Annotated in this window: 13 protein-coding genes; 7 read left to right on the top strand and 6 right to left on the bottom strand. The window is 64.5% G+C overall.

What is annotated here, in order from left to right; all coding sequences use genetic code 11:
* Positions 1-32: 32 nt before the first annotated feature.
* The 3 genes from OGL93_RS16890 to OGL93_RS16880 form a co-directional block, all read right to left on the bottom strand.
* Positions 33-2,291, bottom strand: a complete 2,259-nt coding sequence (locus tag OGL93_RS16890; protein ID WP_263263955.1) for a GGDEF and EAL domain-containing protein — start codon at positions 2,289-2,291, stop codon at positions 33-35.
* Positions 2,266-5,178, bottom strand: a complete 2,913-nt coding sequence (locus OGL93_RS16885; RefSeq protein WP_263263954.1) for a chemotaxis protein CheB — start codon at positions 5,176-5,178, stop codon at positions 2,266-2,268. The genes OGL93_RS16890 and OGL93_RS16885 overlap by 26 nt, the downstream gene beginning before the upstream one ends.
* 115 nt (positions 5,179-5,293) lie before the next feature.
* Positions 5,294-5,833, bottom strand: a complete 540-nt coding sequence (locus tag OGL93_RS16880) for a hypothetical protein (protein ID WP_263263953.1) — start codon at positions 5,831-5,833, stop codon at positions 5,294-5,296.
* A gap of 193 nt (positions 5,834-6,026) precedes the next feature.
* Between OGL93_RS16880 and OGL93_RS16875 the strand changes: the two genes are divergently transcribed.
* Both OGL93_RS16875 and OGL93_RS16870 read left to right on the top strand, forming a co-directional pair.
* A complete protein-coding gene (locus tag OGL93_RS16875) occupies positions 6,027-6,842 on the top strand; it encodes an SRPBCC family protein (RefSeq protein WP_263263952.1) in 816 nt (271 codons plus the stop codon).
* The gene (locus tag OGL93_RS16870; RefSeq protein WP_263263951.1) at positions 6,842-8,011 is read left to right on the top strand and encodes a zinc-dependent alcohol dehydrogenase; all 1,170 of its coding nucleotides are present in this window, start codon (positions 6,842-6,844) and stop codon (positions 8,009-8,011) included. The genes OGL93_RS16875 and OGL93_RS16870 overlap by 1 nt, the downstream gene beginning before the upstream one ends.
* 149 nt (positions 8,012-8,160) lie before the next feature.
* Here OGL93_RS16870 and OGL93_RS16865 read toward each other — a convergent pair whose 3' ends face one another.
* The gene (locus OGL93_RS16865; protein ID WP_263263950.1) at positions 8,161-8,778 is read right to left on the bottom strand and encodes a TetR/AcrR family transcriptional regulator; all 618 of its coding nucleotides are present in this window, start codon (positions 8,776-8,778) and stop codon (positions 8,161-8,163) included.
* 68 nt (positions 8,779-8,846) lie between these two features.
* Positions 8,847-9,671 carry an NAD(P)-dependent oxidoreductase gene (locus OGL93_RS16860; RefSeq protein WP_263263949.1) on the bottom strand — a complete coding sequence of 275 codons (825 nt, stop codon included), beginning with the start codon at positions 9,669-9,671 and terminating at the stop codon, positions 8,847-8,849.
* Positions 9,672-9,865: 194 nt separating this feature from the next.
* Between OGL93_RS16860 and OGL93_RS16855 the strand changes: the two genes are divergently transcribed.
* From OGL93_RS16855 to OGL93_RS16840, 4 genes are all read left to right on the top strand, one after another.
* Positions 9,866-11,068, top strand: coding sequence for a PLP-dependent aminotransferase family protein (locus OGL93_RS16855; protein WP_263263948.1), 1,203 nt, complete (start codon positions 9,866-9,868; stop codon positions 11,066-11,068).
* Positions 11,069-11,193: 125 nt separating this feature from the next.
* Entirely contained in the window at positions 11,194-11,871 is a 678-nt protein-coding gene (locus tag OGL93_RS16850) for a response regulator (RefSeq protein ID WP_263263947.1), read from the top strand.
* Complete coding sequence (locus OGL93_RS16845; protein ID WP_263263946.1) at positions 11,868-13,217, top strand: ATP-binding protein; 1,350 nt, start codon at positions 11,868-11,870, stop codon at positions 13,215-13,217. Before OGL93_RS16850 ends, OGL93_RS16845 begins: the two co-directional genes overlap by 4 nt.
* 286 nt (positions 13,218-13,503) lie before the next feature.
* Positions 13,504-14,826, top strand: coding sequence for a dicarboxylate/amino acid:cation symporter (locus tag OGL93_RS16840; RefSeq protein ID WP_263263945.1), 1,323 nt, complete (start codon positions 13,504-13,506; stop codon positions 14,824-14,826).
* A 160-nt stretch (positions 14,827-14,986) separates the two neighbouring features.
* Here OGL93_RS16840 and OGL93_RS16835 read toward each other — a convergent pair whose 3' ends face one another.
* Positions 14,987-15,481 carry a SprT family zinc-dependent metalloprotease gene (locus OGL93_RS16835; RefSeq protein WP_263263944.1) on the bottom strand — a complete coding sequence of 165 codons (495 nt, stop codon included), beginning with the start codon at positions 15,479-15,481 and terminating at the stop codon, positions 14,987-14,989.
* Between the two features lie 181 nt (positions 15,482-15,662).
* On the opposite strand from OGL93_RS16835, the gene ttcA reads away from it, so the two are divergent.
* Positions 15,663-16,487, top strand: coding sequence for a tRNA 2-thiocytidine(32) synthetase TtcA (gene ttcA / locus OGL93_RS16830; protein WP_263263943.1), 825 nt, complete (start codon positions 15,663-15,665; stop codon positions 16,485-16,487).
* Positions 16,488-16,489 lie beyond the last annotated feature (2 nt).

Raw genomic sequence — 16,489 nt, 5'->3', positions numbered from 1 at the left:
AAATGCGCTGAGCTTATGCACTCCGAGCAGCCTCAGAAAGCAGCTTGGCTGGGCGCCGATAGCGGTACCACCTGCTGCCAGCGAAGGGAGGGCCGCCAGTTCATCGCCCACTCCGGCACTGCCGCCGCGGGCATCGGTTTGGCGATGCAAAAACCCTGCGCCAGTTCGCAGCCCAGTTCCAGCAACCGCACCCCATGGCCAACCGTGTCCACGCCCTCGGCGATGACCTCGCGCTTGAACGCCTTGGCCAGGCTGGTAATGGCCAACAGGATGGACAGGTCGTCGTTATCTTCCAGCAGGCCTTGAACGAAGGTCTGGTCGATTTTCAGCTGGCACACCGGCAACCGCTTGAGGTAGGTCAGCGAGGAGTAACCCGTGCCGAAGTCATCCAGGGCAAAGCCCACGCCCAGCTCCTTGCACGCGCAGATGGTTTCGGACACCCGGTCCATGTCTTTCAGGGCGCTGGTTTCAAGGATCTCGATCATCAGCATGCCCCGGGGCAGGCCGGGGCAGGCTTCAAGCTGGCGGCGCAGGCGGGCGACGAAGTCTGGCTGCTGCAGCTGCCAGCCACCGACATTAACGCTGATCGGCAGGCAGAAGCCGCAGGCCGCCCAGGTTTGCGCCTGACGCAAGGCACGGCCGATGACCCATTCACCGACCATCTGTGACAGCTGGCTGTTCTCGATGATCGGCAGGAAGGATTCCGGCTGCACCAGGCCTTCCTCGGGATGTTGCCAACGGATCAATGCCTCGACGCCCAATATTTCGCCGCTGCGCATGTTGACCTTGGGCTGGTAATACAGCACGAACTCGTGCCGGTGCAGGGCCAGGAGGATGCGCTCCACCCGTGCGTTGTACACCCGCAGGCCCAGCTCCTGCTCGGGGTCGAAGAAGCAATAGCGGTTCTTGCCGCCGACCTTGGCTTGGTACATGGCCTGGTCTGCCTGGCGCAGCAGTTGGTCGGCGCTAACGTCTTGCCCTTGCGGGTAGAAGGTCACACCCATGCTCGCGGTGAGGCTCAGCTGCAAGCCATCCACCCGCACCGGCTTGGAGGCGGCGCCGAGCAGGCGGTCGAGCATGGGAGCGGTGTCGTGGCTCTGTTCCAGTTCAGTGATGAGGATCACGAACTCGTCGCCACCCAGCCGCGACAGCGTGCAGCCTTCGCGCAAGGTGTGCTTCATGCGCTGCGCCACCGCGGTGAGCACCCGGTCGCCGGTGGCGTGGCCGTGGGTATCGTTGACGTCCTTGAAGCCGTCCAGGTCCAGGTACGCGACGGCCAGCATGCGCTTGCTGTGCCGGGCACGAGCGAAGGCCTGCTGCATGCGCTCACCGAGCAACACCCGGTTGGGCAACTGGGTCAGGGCGTCGTAATGGGCGATGGTTTCGAGCCGGTTCTGGTGCTCGCGCAGTTCGGTGACGTCGGTGAACAGCGCCACGTAATGTTGCACGCGGCCGTGAGGGTCACGGATCGCGGTGATGGTTTGCCCCGCCACGAAGATTTCGCCGCTTCGTCGTCGGTTCCACAATTCTCCTTTCCAGAAGCCTTCTTCGGTCAGCGCTCGCCACAGCCCGCCGTAGACCCCGCGGGTGGTCAGCCCGGACGCCAGCAGGCGTGGATTGCGGCCCAGCACCTCGGCGCGGCTGTAGCCGGTGATGGTCTGGAAGGCGTCGTTGACGTCGACGATATCGCCGCTGGCGTTGGTGATCATGATCCCTTCATGGGCATGGGTGAACACGTTCGCCGCCAGGGTCAGGGTTTCCTCGGCCTTGCGCCGGGCACTGAGGTCAGTGACCGTCAGGCGCACCAGGCGCGGCCCATCGGATTGGCGAACGCAGTCCAGGTGCGCCGGCAGCGGTTCGCCATCCCCACGCAGCAGACGCAGGTCTGCCTCCTGCGCGGCGGTGTCGCGGCAGGCGCGCACGAACAGCCCGCGCCAGCCTTCACGGTCATCGGGCTGAACCCAGCGGTCGAAACGGCGCCCCAGCAGTTGCTGGCGCGGTACCCGCAGCAGTTGTTCGGCACGCAGGTTGACGGCTTGGACGACCCCGCTGTCGGTAAGGCTCAGGTAGCCCACCGGGGCACGTTCGTAGAGGTCCAGGTACAGGTCGCGAGAGGCTTCGAGGGTGTTCTGCATGCGCCGCAGCTCCTCGTTCTGCATTTCCAGTTCAACCTGGTACACCTGCAGCTCGCGCCAGGCCACGCTGCGCGACGGCGGCGGGATGTGGTCGCCGAGGGCTTGCTCGGCGCGCTCTCGAAGGCTGAGCTCAACGTTGGGCAGTAGTCTCTTCATCTTGGCCTCGTCGTGAGCGACGGTTGATTTGCATCGCTAGCAAAATCAGGTGGGGCCGTGTGCCATCGCCTATCACGCGTCTGGCGTCCAGCTGGACTTCCAAGAGCCCGAGGCCGGGAAATAGTTGTTCTATGCAAAAGCCGGTAAAGCTAGTGTCGCTTTCAACGATAGTGCTGAGCCGGTTTTTCAGCTCCTGGATGTTCCATGCGCCACCGCCCAGTTCCAGCAAGGGGCGCCCTACCACCTGGTTGGCGCGGGTGTGAAAGGTCTCGCAATACGACTGGCTCGCCGACATCACCATCAACTCGTGATCCAGCACCAGCAAGGGTTCGCGTACTGTGTTGATCACTGCTTCGGCCAATGCCCGGGCGGCCTGCACGGACCGCTCGGTGGCCACTCGGCTGGTGATGTCGTGGAAGGTCAGCACCACGCCCTCGATCACGTTGTCCAGCGTGCGATAGGGCATCAGGCGCGCCAAGTACCAATGGTCGTCGTGCGTGCAAACTTCACATTCGTAGGGGATCAGGGTATCGAGCACACCCTTGGCGGGTACCATCAGGTCCGCACCTACGAGATGGGAAGTGATGTCTCCCAGAGAGCGCCCAATGTCCTTGGATATAAGCCGGTAAATGCTGATTGCGTCGCGGGTGAAACGCCGGATACACAATTGTGTATCAAGAAATATAGCTCCGATATTGATGCTGTCGAGCAGGTTCTTCATGTCGTTCTGCATGTCGAACAACTGCTCCACCTTGGCCTGTAGCTCGGCGTTGACGGTGATCAACTCTTCGTTCACCGATTGCAGTTCTTCGCGGGAGGTTTCCAGCTCTTCGTTGGTGGACTGCAGCTCTTCGTTCGCCGATTGCAACTCTTCGTTGGTGGAGCAGAACTCCTCGTTGGAGATCTGTAACTCGTCGATGGTCGCCTGCAGGTTCTCCCGGGTATTGGCCAGGGCCCGCTCCAACTCGGTTATTTGTCCGTCATCCAGTGGCGTCAGGGGCTGGTTCGCCGCCGGTTGCCGGGCATTGTCGCTGGCCAGGGGTTCGAAGCTGATCAGCAGGGTCGGCTCTTCGCTGTCGGCAGTCAGGTGGCGCACGCTCAGGCACAGGTCCTTGGTCGCGGTATGCGCGCCGAACCTGACCTGGCGCCGTACCACGCTATGGCTGCCGCCGCTGGCAGCGGTATGGATCGCCGCGCGCAGGTCGGCCTGCAGGCCCTCGCGGGCCATTTCGATCACGTTCAGGGTTGCCTGGCCAGGCGCTGGCCGCAGGTAGTCGCCGGTGTCGCCGTGTACGTAGACGATGTTGCCGCGCAGATCGGTGGCGACCGAAGTCGGCACGAAATCCTGCAGCAGCATCCGCCGGATGAGGTCGTCGATGCTCGTGGTCCGAACCATTTTCGATGGGGTTTCCAGGGCCTTGTTCATCCGTTCGGGTATCCAGCCGCGCGGGCTGTTGGCGGTCGAGGCTGACGGACGGGAAGCCTTGACCGCCTCGTAGAGCTTCCAGCGGCGGTCCAGGGGGGTGAACAGCGCCCCGTGCTGGCCGATGCTCTCGGAGGGCGACAAAAACAGCACGCCCTTGGGCTTGAGGGCGTAGTGAAACGCCGGGATGACCTGCTGCTGCAGGCGAGCGCCGAGATAGATCAGCAGGTTGCGGCAGCAGAGCAGGTCCAGCCGGGTGAAGGGCGGGTCGCTGACCACGTTATGCACGGCGAACACCACCAGCTTGCGCAGTTCGCTGCGCACCCGGTAGCCCTGTTCTTCGCGGGTGAACCAGGCGCGCAGTCGCCGGGGGGGCACCTGGTCGCCGGCGCTCAACGGATACAGGCCCGCCCGGGCGATGCGGATGGCATCGGCGTCCAGGTCGGTGGCGTAGAGCTGGATGTCGAAGTCGCCGAGCAGTTCGCTGCGTAATTCCTGCAGCAGCATGGCCAGGGAGTAGGCTTCTTCGCCAGTGGCGCAACCGGCGACCCAGGCGCGGAATACGTAGCCGTGTGGCTTGTTTTCCAGCATGGGCCGGAGCACACGGTTTTTCAGCGCCTCGAAGGCTTCAGCGTCGCGGAAGAAACTGGTCACGTTGATCAGCAGTTCATCGAACAACAGGGGCAATTCCGCGGGGGTGTCCTTGAGGTATTGCACATAGCCGGCCTGCTCGGTGAAGCGGTGCAGGCTCATGCGCCGTTCGATGCGCCGTTCGATGGTGCTCTTCTTGTAATGGGTAAAGTCGTGGCCGGTGGCTTCGCGCAGTGTTTGCAGAATGTCTTCGACGCTGCCTGCCACAGCCTTGGACGGATGCAGATGCTGGCTGAGCAGCAATTCGGGCATGTCTTTCAGGCGCGCCACCGCGCAGCTGTTACCGGCGGCGATCACGCTGCTGGGCATGCTGTCGTAGTCCGCTTCGTCCGGCAGCTGCGCCAGGGTATATCCACCGGCCTCGGCGATCGCCTGGCATCCCAGGGTGCCATCCGCGCCACTGCCGGACAGCACCACGCCGATGGCCCGCGCACCGCGCTCCCGGGCCAATGAGCGAAAGAAACTGTCGATGGGCAGGTGGCTGCCACCTTCAACGACCTTCGCGACCAGCCGCAGCGTGCTGCCTTCGAGCAGCAGGTCATGGCTCGAGGGAATGGTATAGACGTGGTTCGATCTGGCCACGGTGCCATCCTTGGCTTCGGCCACAGGCATTGGCGTGCAGCGCGCGAGGATTTCCACCAGCAGGGTGGAGTGCGTGGAAGACAGATGCTGGATGATCACGAAGGCCAAGCCCGAATCGGCGGGCAGCCCCCGCAGCAGGTGTTCCAGCGCCTTGAGCCCACCGGCGGACGCACCCACGCCCACGATTTGTACGCTGTCGTCCGGAGCGCCTTCAGGGGGGATGGTTGTCAAAGCAGGCGCCTTTTGTTTATGGGAGTTAAGTAGCGGGGAAGTATGCCCGCTCCGTACTAGGGAGGATATGCCGGGCACGGTGCCGTAATGCCTCGGCTGCGTGGCAGGCGCAGCGCTAATGCGCTACCGCCCAGCCTAGCCGGGCGGCGATCTGCCGGCGGTATTCGGTGTCGATCTGTGGCGGCACGGCCTCGACATAGCTACGGGCGTGTTCACGAACATCGCCGGTGAGCGAGGCGAGATAATCCAGGGCATCACCGAGCCGGGGAACGCGCCCTTCGATGCCGTCGATCCGCGGCGGCAGGGCAGTCCAGATCACCGCCTCGATGCCTTTGGCCCGCGCCCATCGGCCCACCAGGCCGTTGGTATGCTCGGCCACCCGCAGGCTGCCGACGCCATCGTGGCGTTCGGCGGGGATGGCTTCCCTGCGCTTGAGCGCCATGGAGGCCTCCTCCACTGAGGGTGCGGTGAGCCAACTCCATAGCACCGGTACCGGCGCCGCGTCGATACACAGTGCGGTGGCCAGCTCGCCGTTGTCGCCAACCCGGCAGAACTCCACCGGCAACTCGGGGCCATCGGCGTACCACGGGCTGGCGACCGGCAGGCCATCGGGCTTCCAGATCAGCGAGCCCCAGCCTAGACACACAATCTTCATTTCGCGGCCCTTTGCATGTTCGACCACCTTAGCGACGAGACCGCCGCCCTGAAACAGCATTCGCGCTTTGCATTGGACCGTGCCAGCAGACCGAATGCTGCCTCGGATGCTTTCGTCCGGAAAAACCCCAGCCGATGGAACGCCACGGCGCCACGCCAATCTCTCGAAAAAGCCCCAGAGAGAAGGAAGCGCCATGGCGACTCGTCCCACCCTCGCATCTACCAAGGCCGGCGGCACCGGCGAAAACCTGAGCCAACCAGAGCGGGTGCTATCCATGGCTGGTGGCGGCGCCTTACTGGTCAATGGCTTGCGCACCGGGGGCGTGGGCGGCGCCTTGCAGTTGCTGGCCGGCGGCTGGTCGCTGTGGCGCGGCTACCAGGGCCGATGCGAGCTCAAGGCTGCGCTGGCCCATACGCCTCTGGAGCAGGAGTGGGAGGAGGAAACCGGCTGGGCCAGCAGCAAGGTGGTAAGCCGCAGCATCACCGTGAACAAGCCGTTGGCGGAGGTGATCGCCTGGTGCCGCGACCCCGCCAATATCGGGCCCCTGATCCCCTGGATCGATTCCATCGAGCAGACCGCCGAAGATGAGTTCCGCTGGACGGTGCGCGGGCCCGGCGAGCGCATCTACAGTTGGACCCTTATGCAGAGCGAGCCAGACCCAGGCCGGGCATTGCGCTGGAACACCCCAGGCGAAGGCACCTGGCAGCACGAGGCCGATGCGCGCTTCAGCGAGGCGCCGCAAGGGCAGGGCACGGAGATCAAGCTGGTGCTGGCCACCGAACCGCCCAAGGGCGCGCCGGGCTATGCAGTGGCTTCGTTGATCAGCCGCTTTACCCATAAGGCGTTGTTGTACCTGCTCCGCGCGCTCAAGCAACAAATGGAAACCGGCGAAATAGCCACCAGCCGGCCACGCAACGGTGAACGCGATTTTCTCTTCATCCACCCCGATCACCGGGCCCAGGCCGCGCCGTCGTCCGCGACCGAGCCGCTTGAAGGAGGCATTCACTGATGCGCGCACTCACCTGGCAAGGCCCGAACCACGTACAGGTCGATACCGTCCCGGACCCCACCCTGCTCAACCCACAAGACGCCATCATCCAAGTCACGCTCTCTTCCGTATGTGGCTCGGACCTGCACCTGCTGGGTGGCTATGTGCCGACCATGCATGCCGGAGACATCCTTGGCCACGAGTTTCTCGGCGAGGTGGTGGAGGTAGGCGCGCGGGTATCGTCCGTGCGCAAAGGGGATCGGGTGATCACGGTATCGATCATTGGCTGTGGGGAATGCGAGCACTGCCGTCGGCAGGATTTTTCCTGTTGCGACAACTCCAACCCCAACCCTTGCGTCACTGAGATGGCCTACGGCCAACCCTGCGGCGGGATCATCGGCTACAGCCACGCTTTTGGTGGTTATGCCGGCAGCCACGCCACTTACATCCGCGTGCCCTACGCCGACGTGAACCTGTTCAAGGTGCCGGAAGGGGTGAGCGACGAGCAGGCGGTGTTCGTTTCCGATGCCGCGCCAACGGGTTACTTCGCCGCGGACAACGCCGGCATCGAGCCAGGAGACACGGTGGCGGTGTGGGGTTGCGGCGCCGTGGGCCAGATGGCCATTGCCAGTGCCTACCTGCTGGGCGCCGAGCGGGTCATCGCTATCGATCGCTTGGCCGACCGCTTGATGCTCGCCGAAAACAAGCTAGGCGCCGTTACGCTGGACTACGAGACCACCAACATCCACCAGGCGCTGCTGGAACTGACGGGTGGCCGTGGGCCTGACCGCTGCATCGACTGCGTGGGCATGGAAGCGCACGGTACCGAGGCGGATTTCTTCTACGACAAGACCAAGCAGCTGCTGCGGCTGCATACCGAACGCGGCACGGTACTGCGCCAAGCCATCCGCGCTTGCCGCAAGGGCGGGACGGTCTCGGTGGTGGGCGTGTACGGCGGCCTGCTGGATAAATTCCCCATGGGCGCGGTGGTGAACAAGGGCCTGACCCTCCGCGGCGGGCAACAGCCTGGCCAGCGCTATGCCAATCGCTTGTTCGAACTCATCCAGCAAGGCCAGCTCGATCCCTCCTGGCTGCTCACCCACCCGATGGACCTGGAAGACGCGCCGCAGGGGTACAAGCTGTTCAAGGAGAAGTCTGATCAATGCCTGCGGGCGGTGTTCCGCCCTTGACGGCCGCAGGAGATCCCAGGGTTGTTCGCACGTTCTGCACGCAGCGGCGCGGCGTGCCGGCAACGGGCGTTACACGGGGCTGATCGCGGGCAAGCCCGGCCGCTGCGGCCCTGGCGTTTATGCGCTGGCGCCCGCTGCCATACCCGCCCTTACACGTGGCCGGGTATCAGCCCGCAACCGCCGAGCACCAGGGTGACGATGGTCTGCGCGGCGGCTTCGTAATCCTTGGCGTCGAGCTTGGCCTTGCCGGTGACCACGGAAATCTGCCAGTCGAAATCGGCGTAGGTCTGGGTGGCCGCCCAGATGCTGAACATCAGGTGATGAGGATCGATGGCGGCGATCAGCCCGCGGTCGATCCATTGTTGCAGGCAGGCAATGTTATGCCGGGCTTGGCCGTTGAGCGCCTCGATCTGCTCCGCCGGCAGGTGCGGCGCCCCGTGCATGATCTCGCTGGCGAAGACCTTGGAGGCGTCCGGCAGGTCTCGGGAAATCCGTACCTTTGCCCGAATGTAGTCGGTCAATACCTGCCGGGGGTCGCCTTCGACATTGAACGGGGCGGAGGCCTGCAGCAGCGGCTGCACGATGCTCTGCAGCACCTCGCGGTACAGCACTTCCTTGGACTTGAAGTAGTAGTACACGTTGGGCTTGGGCACGCCAGCGCGCGCGGCGATGTCGCTGGCCTTGGCAGCGGCGAAGCCTTTGTCGGCGAATTCCTGGCTGGCCGCGCGGAGGATGAGCTCGCGGTTACGCTCGCGGATACGGGTCATGGGAGGGGCGCAAAAGCGGCAAGCTTCAGGGCAAACGCTCACAGGTGCAAGCGTTTGCGACTGGGCGATCACACTTCTTCGAATGGCCCCTGGGCCACGAAGGCGCCGCCGTGGTAGAGCGCTGCTGGGTCATCCGCCGCTGGCTGCGGTTGTTCTTCAACCTTGGCGCGGAAGCGTTCGGAACTGTCCTGCGGCTCATACCCCAGGTGCGCGGCCAGGCGGTTGTCCCACCACACGTGCGGGTTATCGGACATGCCAAACACCACGGTATGGCCAAGTTCAGGTGCATCCAGGCCTTTGACGATCAGTTGGGTAAGGTCGTCGTAGCTTAACCAGGTGCTGAGCATGCGGCGGTTTTGCGGTTCTGGGAAGGATGAGCCGATGCGGATGCTCAAGGTCTCGATGCCGTAGCGGTCGAAATAGAAGGTCGCCAGGTCTTCACCATAGGACTTCGACAGGCCGTAGTAGCCGTCCGGGCGGCGCGGCGCCAGGGCGTCGATGGTCTCGGTCTGCTTGTAGAAGCCGATCACATGATTGCTGCTGGCGAAGATCACCCGGCCGACCTTGTGCCGGCGCGCGGCTTCGTAAATGTGATAGGTGCCGCTGATGTTAGGCCCGAGAATTTCTTCGAAAGGGCGTTCCACGGACACACCGCCAAAGTGCAGGATCGCGTCCATGCCCTTGACCATCTGGTCGACCGCGGCCTTGTCGGCGAGGTCGCAGACCACGACCTCTTCGTTCTCGCCCGGCGCTTGGGGCTCGACGATGTCCGACAGGCGCAGCAGCGAAGCATAGGGTTTGAGGGTTTGCCGCAGAACCTTGCCCAGGCCGCCAGCGGCACCGGTGAGAAGGATCCGGCGAGGCGAGGCGGTGGCGTTGCTCGATGCAGTCATGGGTTCTCCGTTCTTGTCGTTATCAGTTGTCGTATAACATCGCCAGTATCGCGATGCTGCTTGATTTGTCAAAGGGTCTGCGCTCGTCCGCTGCTGTGGTCATGCCGCCACGGCATAACATCCTGCCGATAGCTCGTTTGCCCCCGCCTTGCCCCGCTCGGATACTGCGCCCTTTGCACACAGGGGCGGGGACCATGCTCGGAACACCGCAGGGCTATCGTTTCAATCCAGCGTTCGAGGCGCCAGGCGGTTCGGCGATTCGCGAGCTGTTCAAGTATTTGTCGCGGCCGGGGATGATTTCGTTCGCTGGTGGTTATCCGGCGCCCGCCCTGTTCGACGCCGAGGGGCTGGCCGCTGCGAGCGCCGAGGCCATGAGCGAGCCGCTTGCCAGCCTGCAGTATGGCGCTACCGAAGGCACCCCCGCGCTGCGTGAGCAACTGGCCGCGCTGATGGCCCGCCGTGGCGCGTCGGTAGCCGCCGAGGAGATCGTGGTCATGACCGGCTCCCAGCAAGGGTTAGACCTGTTGATTCGCGTGTTGCTCAGCCCCGGTGATGCGGTGTTGGTCGAGCGGCCCACCTATCCGGCAGCCCTGCAGGCCCTGCGCCTGGCCGGCTGCAAGCTGGATTGCGTGCCCAGTGACGCCGAGGGCCTGGACATTCATGCCCTGGCCCGGCAATTGGACGCCGCGCCGCCGGGGCATTTTCGCCTGCTGTACTGCGTGCCGGACTTCGCCAACCCTACCGGCGCGTGCCTGTCGCTGGCCCGGCGGCTCGCCTTGCTCGCCCTGGCCGCGCGGCATCAGCTCCTGCTGGTGGAAGACGACCCTTACGGGGCCCTGCGCTTCAACGGCGACCCGCTGCCGTCGCTGTTGGCGTTGGCCGGCCAGGTAGACGGCGCCGAAGGGCGGGTGGTCCACCTCTCCAGCCTGTCCAAGGTGGTCGCTCCCGGCCTGCGGATCGGTTGGATGGTAGCTCCCGCGGCCATTCGCCAGCGCTGCGTCATTGCCAAGCAAACTGTAGACCTGTGCACTTCACCCATCAGCCAGCAGATTGCCTCCTGTTACCTGGCCGGCGGTGCCCTTGAGCGGCATTTGCCCAGGCTGCGCCAGGGCTACGGCGAGAAATGCCAGCGCATGCTCGACGGTATCGCCGCTCTGGGCGGCCGCCTCCAGGTGCAGGCGCCCACTGGCGGGATGTTTGTGTGGGGGCGGTTGGCCGACGGCAGTGACGCTCAGCGGCTGTTCGAGCACGCTATCGAACATAACGTGATGTTCGTGCCGGGCCGTGCCTTCTATGCGAGCGGGGCGGACCCAGCCAGCCTGCGCCTGTCGTTCGCCGCGCCCAGCCTGGAGCAGATCGATGAAGGGCTGCGGCGCCTGGCCAGAGCGCTTGGCTGACCTTCAGCGCTGCGCCGGCCCGCTGCGGTAGATGGCGACGCGCACGGGGCACAGGTTACCCTTGGCACTTGGGGCGGGGCTTGCGGGCGCCGTGGCGGGTTGACCTGAGCAAATACGAGCGTGCGATGAAGTTGTTGCTGGTAGAAGACGAGGCCCTGCTGCGCCACCACCTGCACACGCGCCTGAGCGAGAGCGGGCATATCGTCGAGGCGGTGGCTGATGCCCAGGAAGCTGTGCGCCAGGCCGGGCATAACGCGTTTGACCTGGCCATCGTCGACCTCGGCCTGCCGGGGTTATCCGGGCTGGAGCTGATTCGCCAGTGGCGCGCCCAGGGGCTGGGGTTCCCGATTCTGATACTGACGGCACGTGGCAGCTGGCAGGACAAGGTCGAGGGCCTGGCCGCCGGCGCCGACGACTACATGGTCAAGCCGTTCCAGTTCGAGGAGGTCGAGGCTCGCCTTAGCGCATTGCTGCGCCGCGCCAGCGGTTTCATCCAGCCCACTGTCGCCGCCGGGCCGCTGATGCTCGACCTGAACCGCAAGCAGGCGACCCTGCAAGGCCAGCCGTTGGGGCTCACCGCCTTCGAATACCGCATCCTCGAATACCTGATGCGCCACCACCAGCAAGTGGTCGCCAAGCAGCGGCTGATGGAGCAGCTATACCCGGACGACGGCGAGCATGACCCTAACGTGATCGAAGTGCTGGTCGGCCGGATCAGGCGAAAGCTGGAGGCCGCCGATGGCTTTCGACCGATCGATACCGTGCGCGGGCTGGGCTATCTGTTTACCGAGCGCTGCCGATGATCCGCTCCCTGCGGGTGCGCTTGATGCTGGCAGGGGCGTTGCTGGCGGTGCTGTTCATGCTGGGGTTGCTGCCGGCGCTGCAAGGGGCCTTCAGCCTCGCCCTGCGTGAGTCGGTCCAGGAGCGGCTGGCCACCGAGGTCAGCGCACTGGTTTCCGCGGCGCGGCTGGAGCAGGGCCAGCTGCACATGCCTGCGCCGGTGCCCGACGAGCGCCTGCCGGCGCAGGCCGAGCGCCTGTTGGGGTACATCTTCGACGGCCAGGGCCACCTGTTATGGCGCAGCCAGGGCGCGCCCTTGCCGGATTATCGCCCCCGCGATGACAGCCAGGGGGACCCCTTCACGCGCTTCAACCGTACGGACGGCCAAGCCTTCTGGGTCTATGACCTGCCGGTGCGTCAACTGGGCGGCCAAAGCACCGCGCTCAGTTTCGTCGCCATGCAGTCGACCGAGCCTTACCAGCGCACCCTCGCAACCCTGCGCGACCGCCTGTACCTAGGCTTCGGCGCGGCCTTGCTGACGCTGTTGCTGCTGTTCTGGGGCGGCATGACCTGGAGCCTGCGCTCGCTGCGCCGGCTGAGCCACGAGCTGGACGAGATCGAAGCCGGGCAGCGCCAGGGCTTGAGCGAACGCCACCCCAGCGAGCTGTTGCGCCTGACCCGCTCGCTCAACCGGCTGCTGGCCAGCGAGGGCGAGCAGCGGCAGCGCTACCGCGATTCACTGAGTGACCTTGCCCATAGCCTGAAAACCCCGCTCAGTGTGCTTCAGGGCATCGGCGAAACACTGGCCAGCGGCAGCCCGCACAGCGATGAGGGCAAGCAGGCGGCGATCCTGCGTGGGCAAGTGGCGCGGATGAACCAGCAGATCGGCTATCAGTTGCAGCGCGCCAACGTGCGCAACAGCGGCCTGGTTCGCCGCCAGGTGGTGGTGCGGCCGGTGCTGGACAGCCTGGCCGCAACCCTGCGCAAGGTCTACCCTGATAAACCTGTGCGATTGCATGTGGCGCTGGCGCCACCTGGGCAGTTGCCTATCGACGAAGGCGCGTTGCTGGAGTTGCTCGGCAACCTGCTGGAAAACGCCTGGCGGCTGTGTCTGGAGGACATCAGCGTAAGCTTGAGCGTGATCGGCCAGCGCCTGGAGCTGCTGCTCGAAGACGACGGGCCGGGCATTCCGGTCGAACAGCGCAGCCTGATCCTGCAGCGTGGCGAGCGGCTGGACCGACAGCATCCGGGGCAGGGCATCGGCCTGGCGGTGGCCCACGACATCATCCGCAGCTACCACGGCAGCTTGAGCATCGAGGACTCACCCCTGGGCGGCGCGCGCTTTCGGATGAGCTTTCCTCGGGACTGATGGCGGATATCCGCCAGGCGTGCCGTTGCCCAGGTCCATGCTTGGCGAAAAACCGCCAAGTGCAGGCGAGCGCTGGTTTAGCCCGGGCCCGCGCGGGCCACACCCGCTGGCATCAGGGCGTGTACTAGCAGCTTGGCATGGCCTTTGCGATTGGAAGCTCAGCCCTGACCGTGATATCCGCACGGGCAGCCAGCCAAGAACAAATCTCTCCAGCCAGGAGGGTTCTCGCTTCATGTGCCGTGGCGCTTTCGGAAGAGCGCTGGCCGGCACGCTTGAGGAAACTGCTATGACGACTCGTCAGCCGCTATACAAGTCCCTGTATTTCCAGGTGATCGTCGCGATCATCATTGGCGTTCTGCTTGGCCACTTCTACCCGCAGACCGGGCAGATGCTCAAGCCACTGGGTGATGGCTTCATCAAACTGATCAAGATGGTCATCGCGCCCATCATCTTCTGCACCGTGGTCAGCGGTATCGCTGGCATGCAGAGCATGAAGGCCGTGGGCAAGACCGGCGGCTACGCCTTGTTGTACTTCGAAGTGGTATCCACCCTCTCGCTGATCATCGGCCTGATCGTGGTGAACGTGGTGCAGCCGGGCGCCGGCATGCACATCGATCCCGCCACGCTGGATGCCTCGAAGGTCGCCACCTACGTGACCCAGGGTGCGGACCAGAGCGTCGTCGGCTTCCTGCTCAACGTGATTCCGAACACCATCATCGGCGCCTTCGCCAACGGCGATATCCTCCAGGTGCTGATGTTCTCGGTGATCTTCGGTTTCGCCCTGCATCGCCTTGGCGCCTACGGCAAGCCCCTGCTGGACCTGATCGACCGCTTCGCCCATGCCATGTTCAACATCATCAACATGATCATGAAGCTCGCCCCCCTGGGTGCGCTCGGCGCCATGGCCTTCACCATCGGCAACTACGGCGTGGGCTCGCTGGTGCAACTGGGCCAGTTGATGCTGTGCTTCTACATCACCTGCGTGCTGTTCGTGGTGCTGGTGCTAGGCGCCATTGCCCGCGCCCACGGGTTCAGCGTATTGAAGCTGGTGCGTTATATCCGCGAAGAACTGCTGATCGTGCTGGGTACCTCGTCGTCGGAATCGGCACTGCCGCGCATGCTCGCCAAGATGGAGCGCCTGGGGGCGCAGAAGTCGGTGGTCGGCCTGGTGATTCCTACTGGCTACTCGTTCAACCTGGACGGCACCTCCATCTACCTGACCATGGCGGCGGTGTTCATCGCCCAGGCGACCGACACCCACATGGACATCGTCCATCAGGTCACCCTGCTGGCCGTGCTGTTGCTGTCGTCCAAGGGCGCGGCCGGGGTCACCGGCAGCGGCTTCATCGTGCTGGCGGCAACGCTGTCGGCGGTCGGCCATCTGCCGGTGGCGGGCCTGGCGCTGATCCTCGGCATCGACCGCTTCATGTCCGAGGCCCGCGCACTCACCAACCTGGTGGGCAACGCCGTGGCTACGGTCGTGGTCGCCAAGTGGGTAGGGCAGCTTGACGAAACCACCCTGCAGCGCGAACTGGCGTCCGGCGGCACCCCGCTGGAGCTGATCCGCCCTGAAGACGACCTGCAAGTGGCCGAAGGCACCCGCCTGTAACGGCGATGGCGTCACGGCCGGTCTCCGGCAAGCCGTGCTGCTACAGGTGAGGGGATGTGTCTCCGTAGCAGCCGGGCTTGCCCGCTAAGGGTCGGCCGGGCGGCATGATCGGTATCGCGGCAGAGCCCTGTCGCCGGCAAGCCGTGCTGCCACAGGCTTGCTACACCACCTGCATTTCCCCGCTGAACACCAGCGTTTGCCGACAGCGTCGGCACAGGTAGCGGCGGCCTTGGCGCACCAGGCTATGGCGCTGGGCGCTGAACGGAAACACCCCGTCGGCGCAGGGGCAGCGGTAGATGTAGCGCTTCACCTGGCGTCGGCTCACTTCGTAGTTATGGCAGCGGTGCGGGGGCAGTTCGTATACCCCACGCATGATCAACTGCCACTCCTCGCCATGAGGCTGGATGCGGTCGCCATAGAGCTGGTGGGCGATCAGGTGCGCCACCTCATGGGCGACGGTCTGGCGCAGGAAGTCTTCGGTGTTCTTCCGGTACAGCTCGGCATTGAAGCGCAGCTTGTTCTCGTGCAAATGCGCCACGCCGGCTTTCTGCCCGCGCAGCTTGAGGCTTACGGCAGGGCGCTTGAAGGGGCGTTTGAAAAAATGCTCCGCCTGTTCGAAGCAGGCTTCGACTCGGCTAAGGAGAGGGTCTGACATAGGCTTGGCTCCGCGAGGGCCAATTATGCCTCGGCACCGATCCCCTTGCCGAGCCGCTCGTCACCGCCACGCTCCACACCCCCCGCCAAGGTCGCCGGCCGGCCTACGCCCCGTGGCCTTTTGCAGGTAGAATGCGCGCCTTCGCATTCCGCTGTCGGCACGTATCAGGACTTCCTCAATCATGGGCACCCTTTCGGTCAACCAGAACAAACTGCAGAAACGCCTCCGCCGCCTGGCAGGGGAAGCCGTGGCTGACTTCAATATGATCGAGGACGGCGACAAGGTGATGGTGTGCCTGTCCGGTGGCAAGGACAGCTACACCATGCTGGACGTGCTGCTGCACCTGCAGAAGGTGGCGCCCATCCGGTTCGAGCTGGTGGCGGTCAACATGGACCAGAAGCAGCCGGGGTTCCCCGAGCATGTGTTGCCCGCCTACCTCAAGGAGCTGGGGGTGGAGTACCACATTCTGGAGAAAGACACCTATTCGGTGGTCAAGGCGCTGATCCCGGAAGGCAAGACCACGTGCTCGCTGTGTTCACGCCTGCGTCGCGGCACGCTCTACACCTTCGCCGATGAAATAGGCGCCACTAAAATGGCCCTGGGCCATCACCGTGACGACATCGTCGAAACCTTCTTCCTCAACATGTTCTTCAACGGGTCGCTCAAGGCCATGCCACCCAAGCTGCTCGCCGACGATGGCCGCAACGTGGTGATCCGCCCGCTGGCCTACTGCGCCGAGAAGGACATCCAGGCTTACTCGGATCTCAAGCAGTTCCCGATCATCCCTTGCAACCTCTGCGGCTCGCAGGAAAACCTGCAGCGCCAGGTGGTCAAGGACATGCTGCAGGACTGGGAGCGCAAGCACCCCGGGCGCACCGAGAGCATCTTCCGCGGCCTGCAGAACGTGGTGCCGTCGCAGCTGGCTGACCGCGATCTGTTCAACTTCGCCGACCTGCGCATCGACGACAGCGCAACGCCGCGCTTCGTCGATGTGATGAACCTCTGAAG

Source organism: Pseudomonas sp. RIT-PI-S (assembly GCF_025642975.1).
In the GTDB taxonomy this organism is placed as follows: Bacteria; Pseudomonadota; Gammaproteobacteria; order Pseudomonadales; family Pseudomonadaceae; genus Aquipseudomonas.
Note: the sequence above shows the minus strand (reverse complement) of the source record. Positions and strands in the feature narration are given on the sequence as shown.

Bases quoted from the DNA above. Each gene is read 5' to 3' on its own strand.
- OGL93_RS16835 (WP_263263944.1), bottom strand. From the start codon at position 15,481: ATGTCAGACCCTCTCCTTAGCCGAGTCGAAGCCTGCTTCGAACAGGCG.
- OGL93_RS16870 (WP_263263951.1), top strand. From the start codon at position 6,842: ATGCGCGCACTCACCTGGCAAGGCCCGAACCACGTACAGGTCGATACC.
- OGL93_RS16845 (WP_263263946.1), top strand. From the start codon at position 11,868: ATGATCCGCTCCCTGCGGGTGCGCTTGATGCTGGCAGGGGCGTTGCTG.
- OGL93_RS16890 (WP_263263955.1), bottom strand. From the start codon at position 2,291: ATGAAGAGACTACTGCCCAACGTTGAGCTCAGCCTTCGAGAGCGCGCC.
- OGL93_RS16855 (WP_263263948.1), top strand. From the start codon at position 9,866: ATGCTCGGAACACCGCAGGGCTATCGTTTCAATCCAGCGTTCGAGGCG.
- OGL93_RS16865 (WP_263263950.1), bottom strand. From the start codon at position 8,778: ATGACCCGTATCCGCGAGCGTAACCGCGAGCTCATCCTCCGCGCGGCC.
- OGL93_RS16850 (WP_263263947.1), top strand. From the start codon at position 11,194: ATGAAGTTGTTGCTGGTAGAAGACGAGGCCCTGCTGCGCCACCACCTG.
- OGL93_RS16840 (WP_263263945.1), top strand. From the start codon at position 13,504: ATGACGACTCGTCAGCCGCTATACAAGTCCCTGTATTTCCAGGTGATC.
- OGL93_RS16860 (WP_263263949.1), bottom strand. From the start codon at position 9,671: ATGACTGCATCGAGCAACGCCACCGCCTCGCCTCGCCGGATCCTTCTC.
- ttcA (WP_263263943.1), top strand. From the start codon at position 15,663: ATGGGCACCCTTTCGGTCAACCAGAACAAACTGCAGAAACGCCTCCGC.
- OGL93_RS16875 (WP_263263952.1), top strand. From the start codon at position 6,027: ATGGCGACTCGTCCCACCCTCGCATCTACCAAGGCCGGCGGCACCGGC.
- OGL93_RS16880 (WP_263263953.1), bottom strand. From the start codon at position 5,833: ATGAAGATTGTGTGTCTAGGCTGGGGCTCGCTGATCTGGAAGCCCGAT.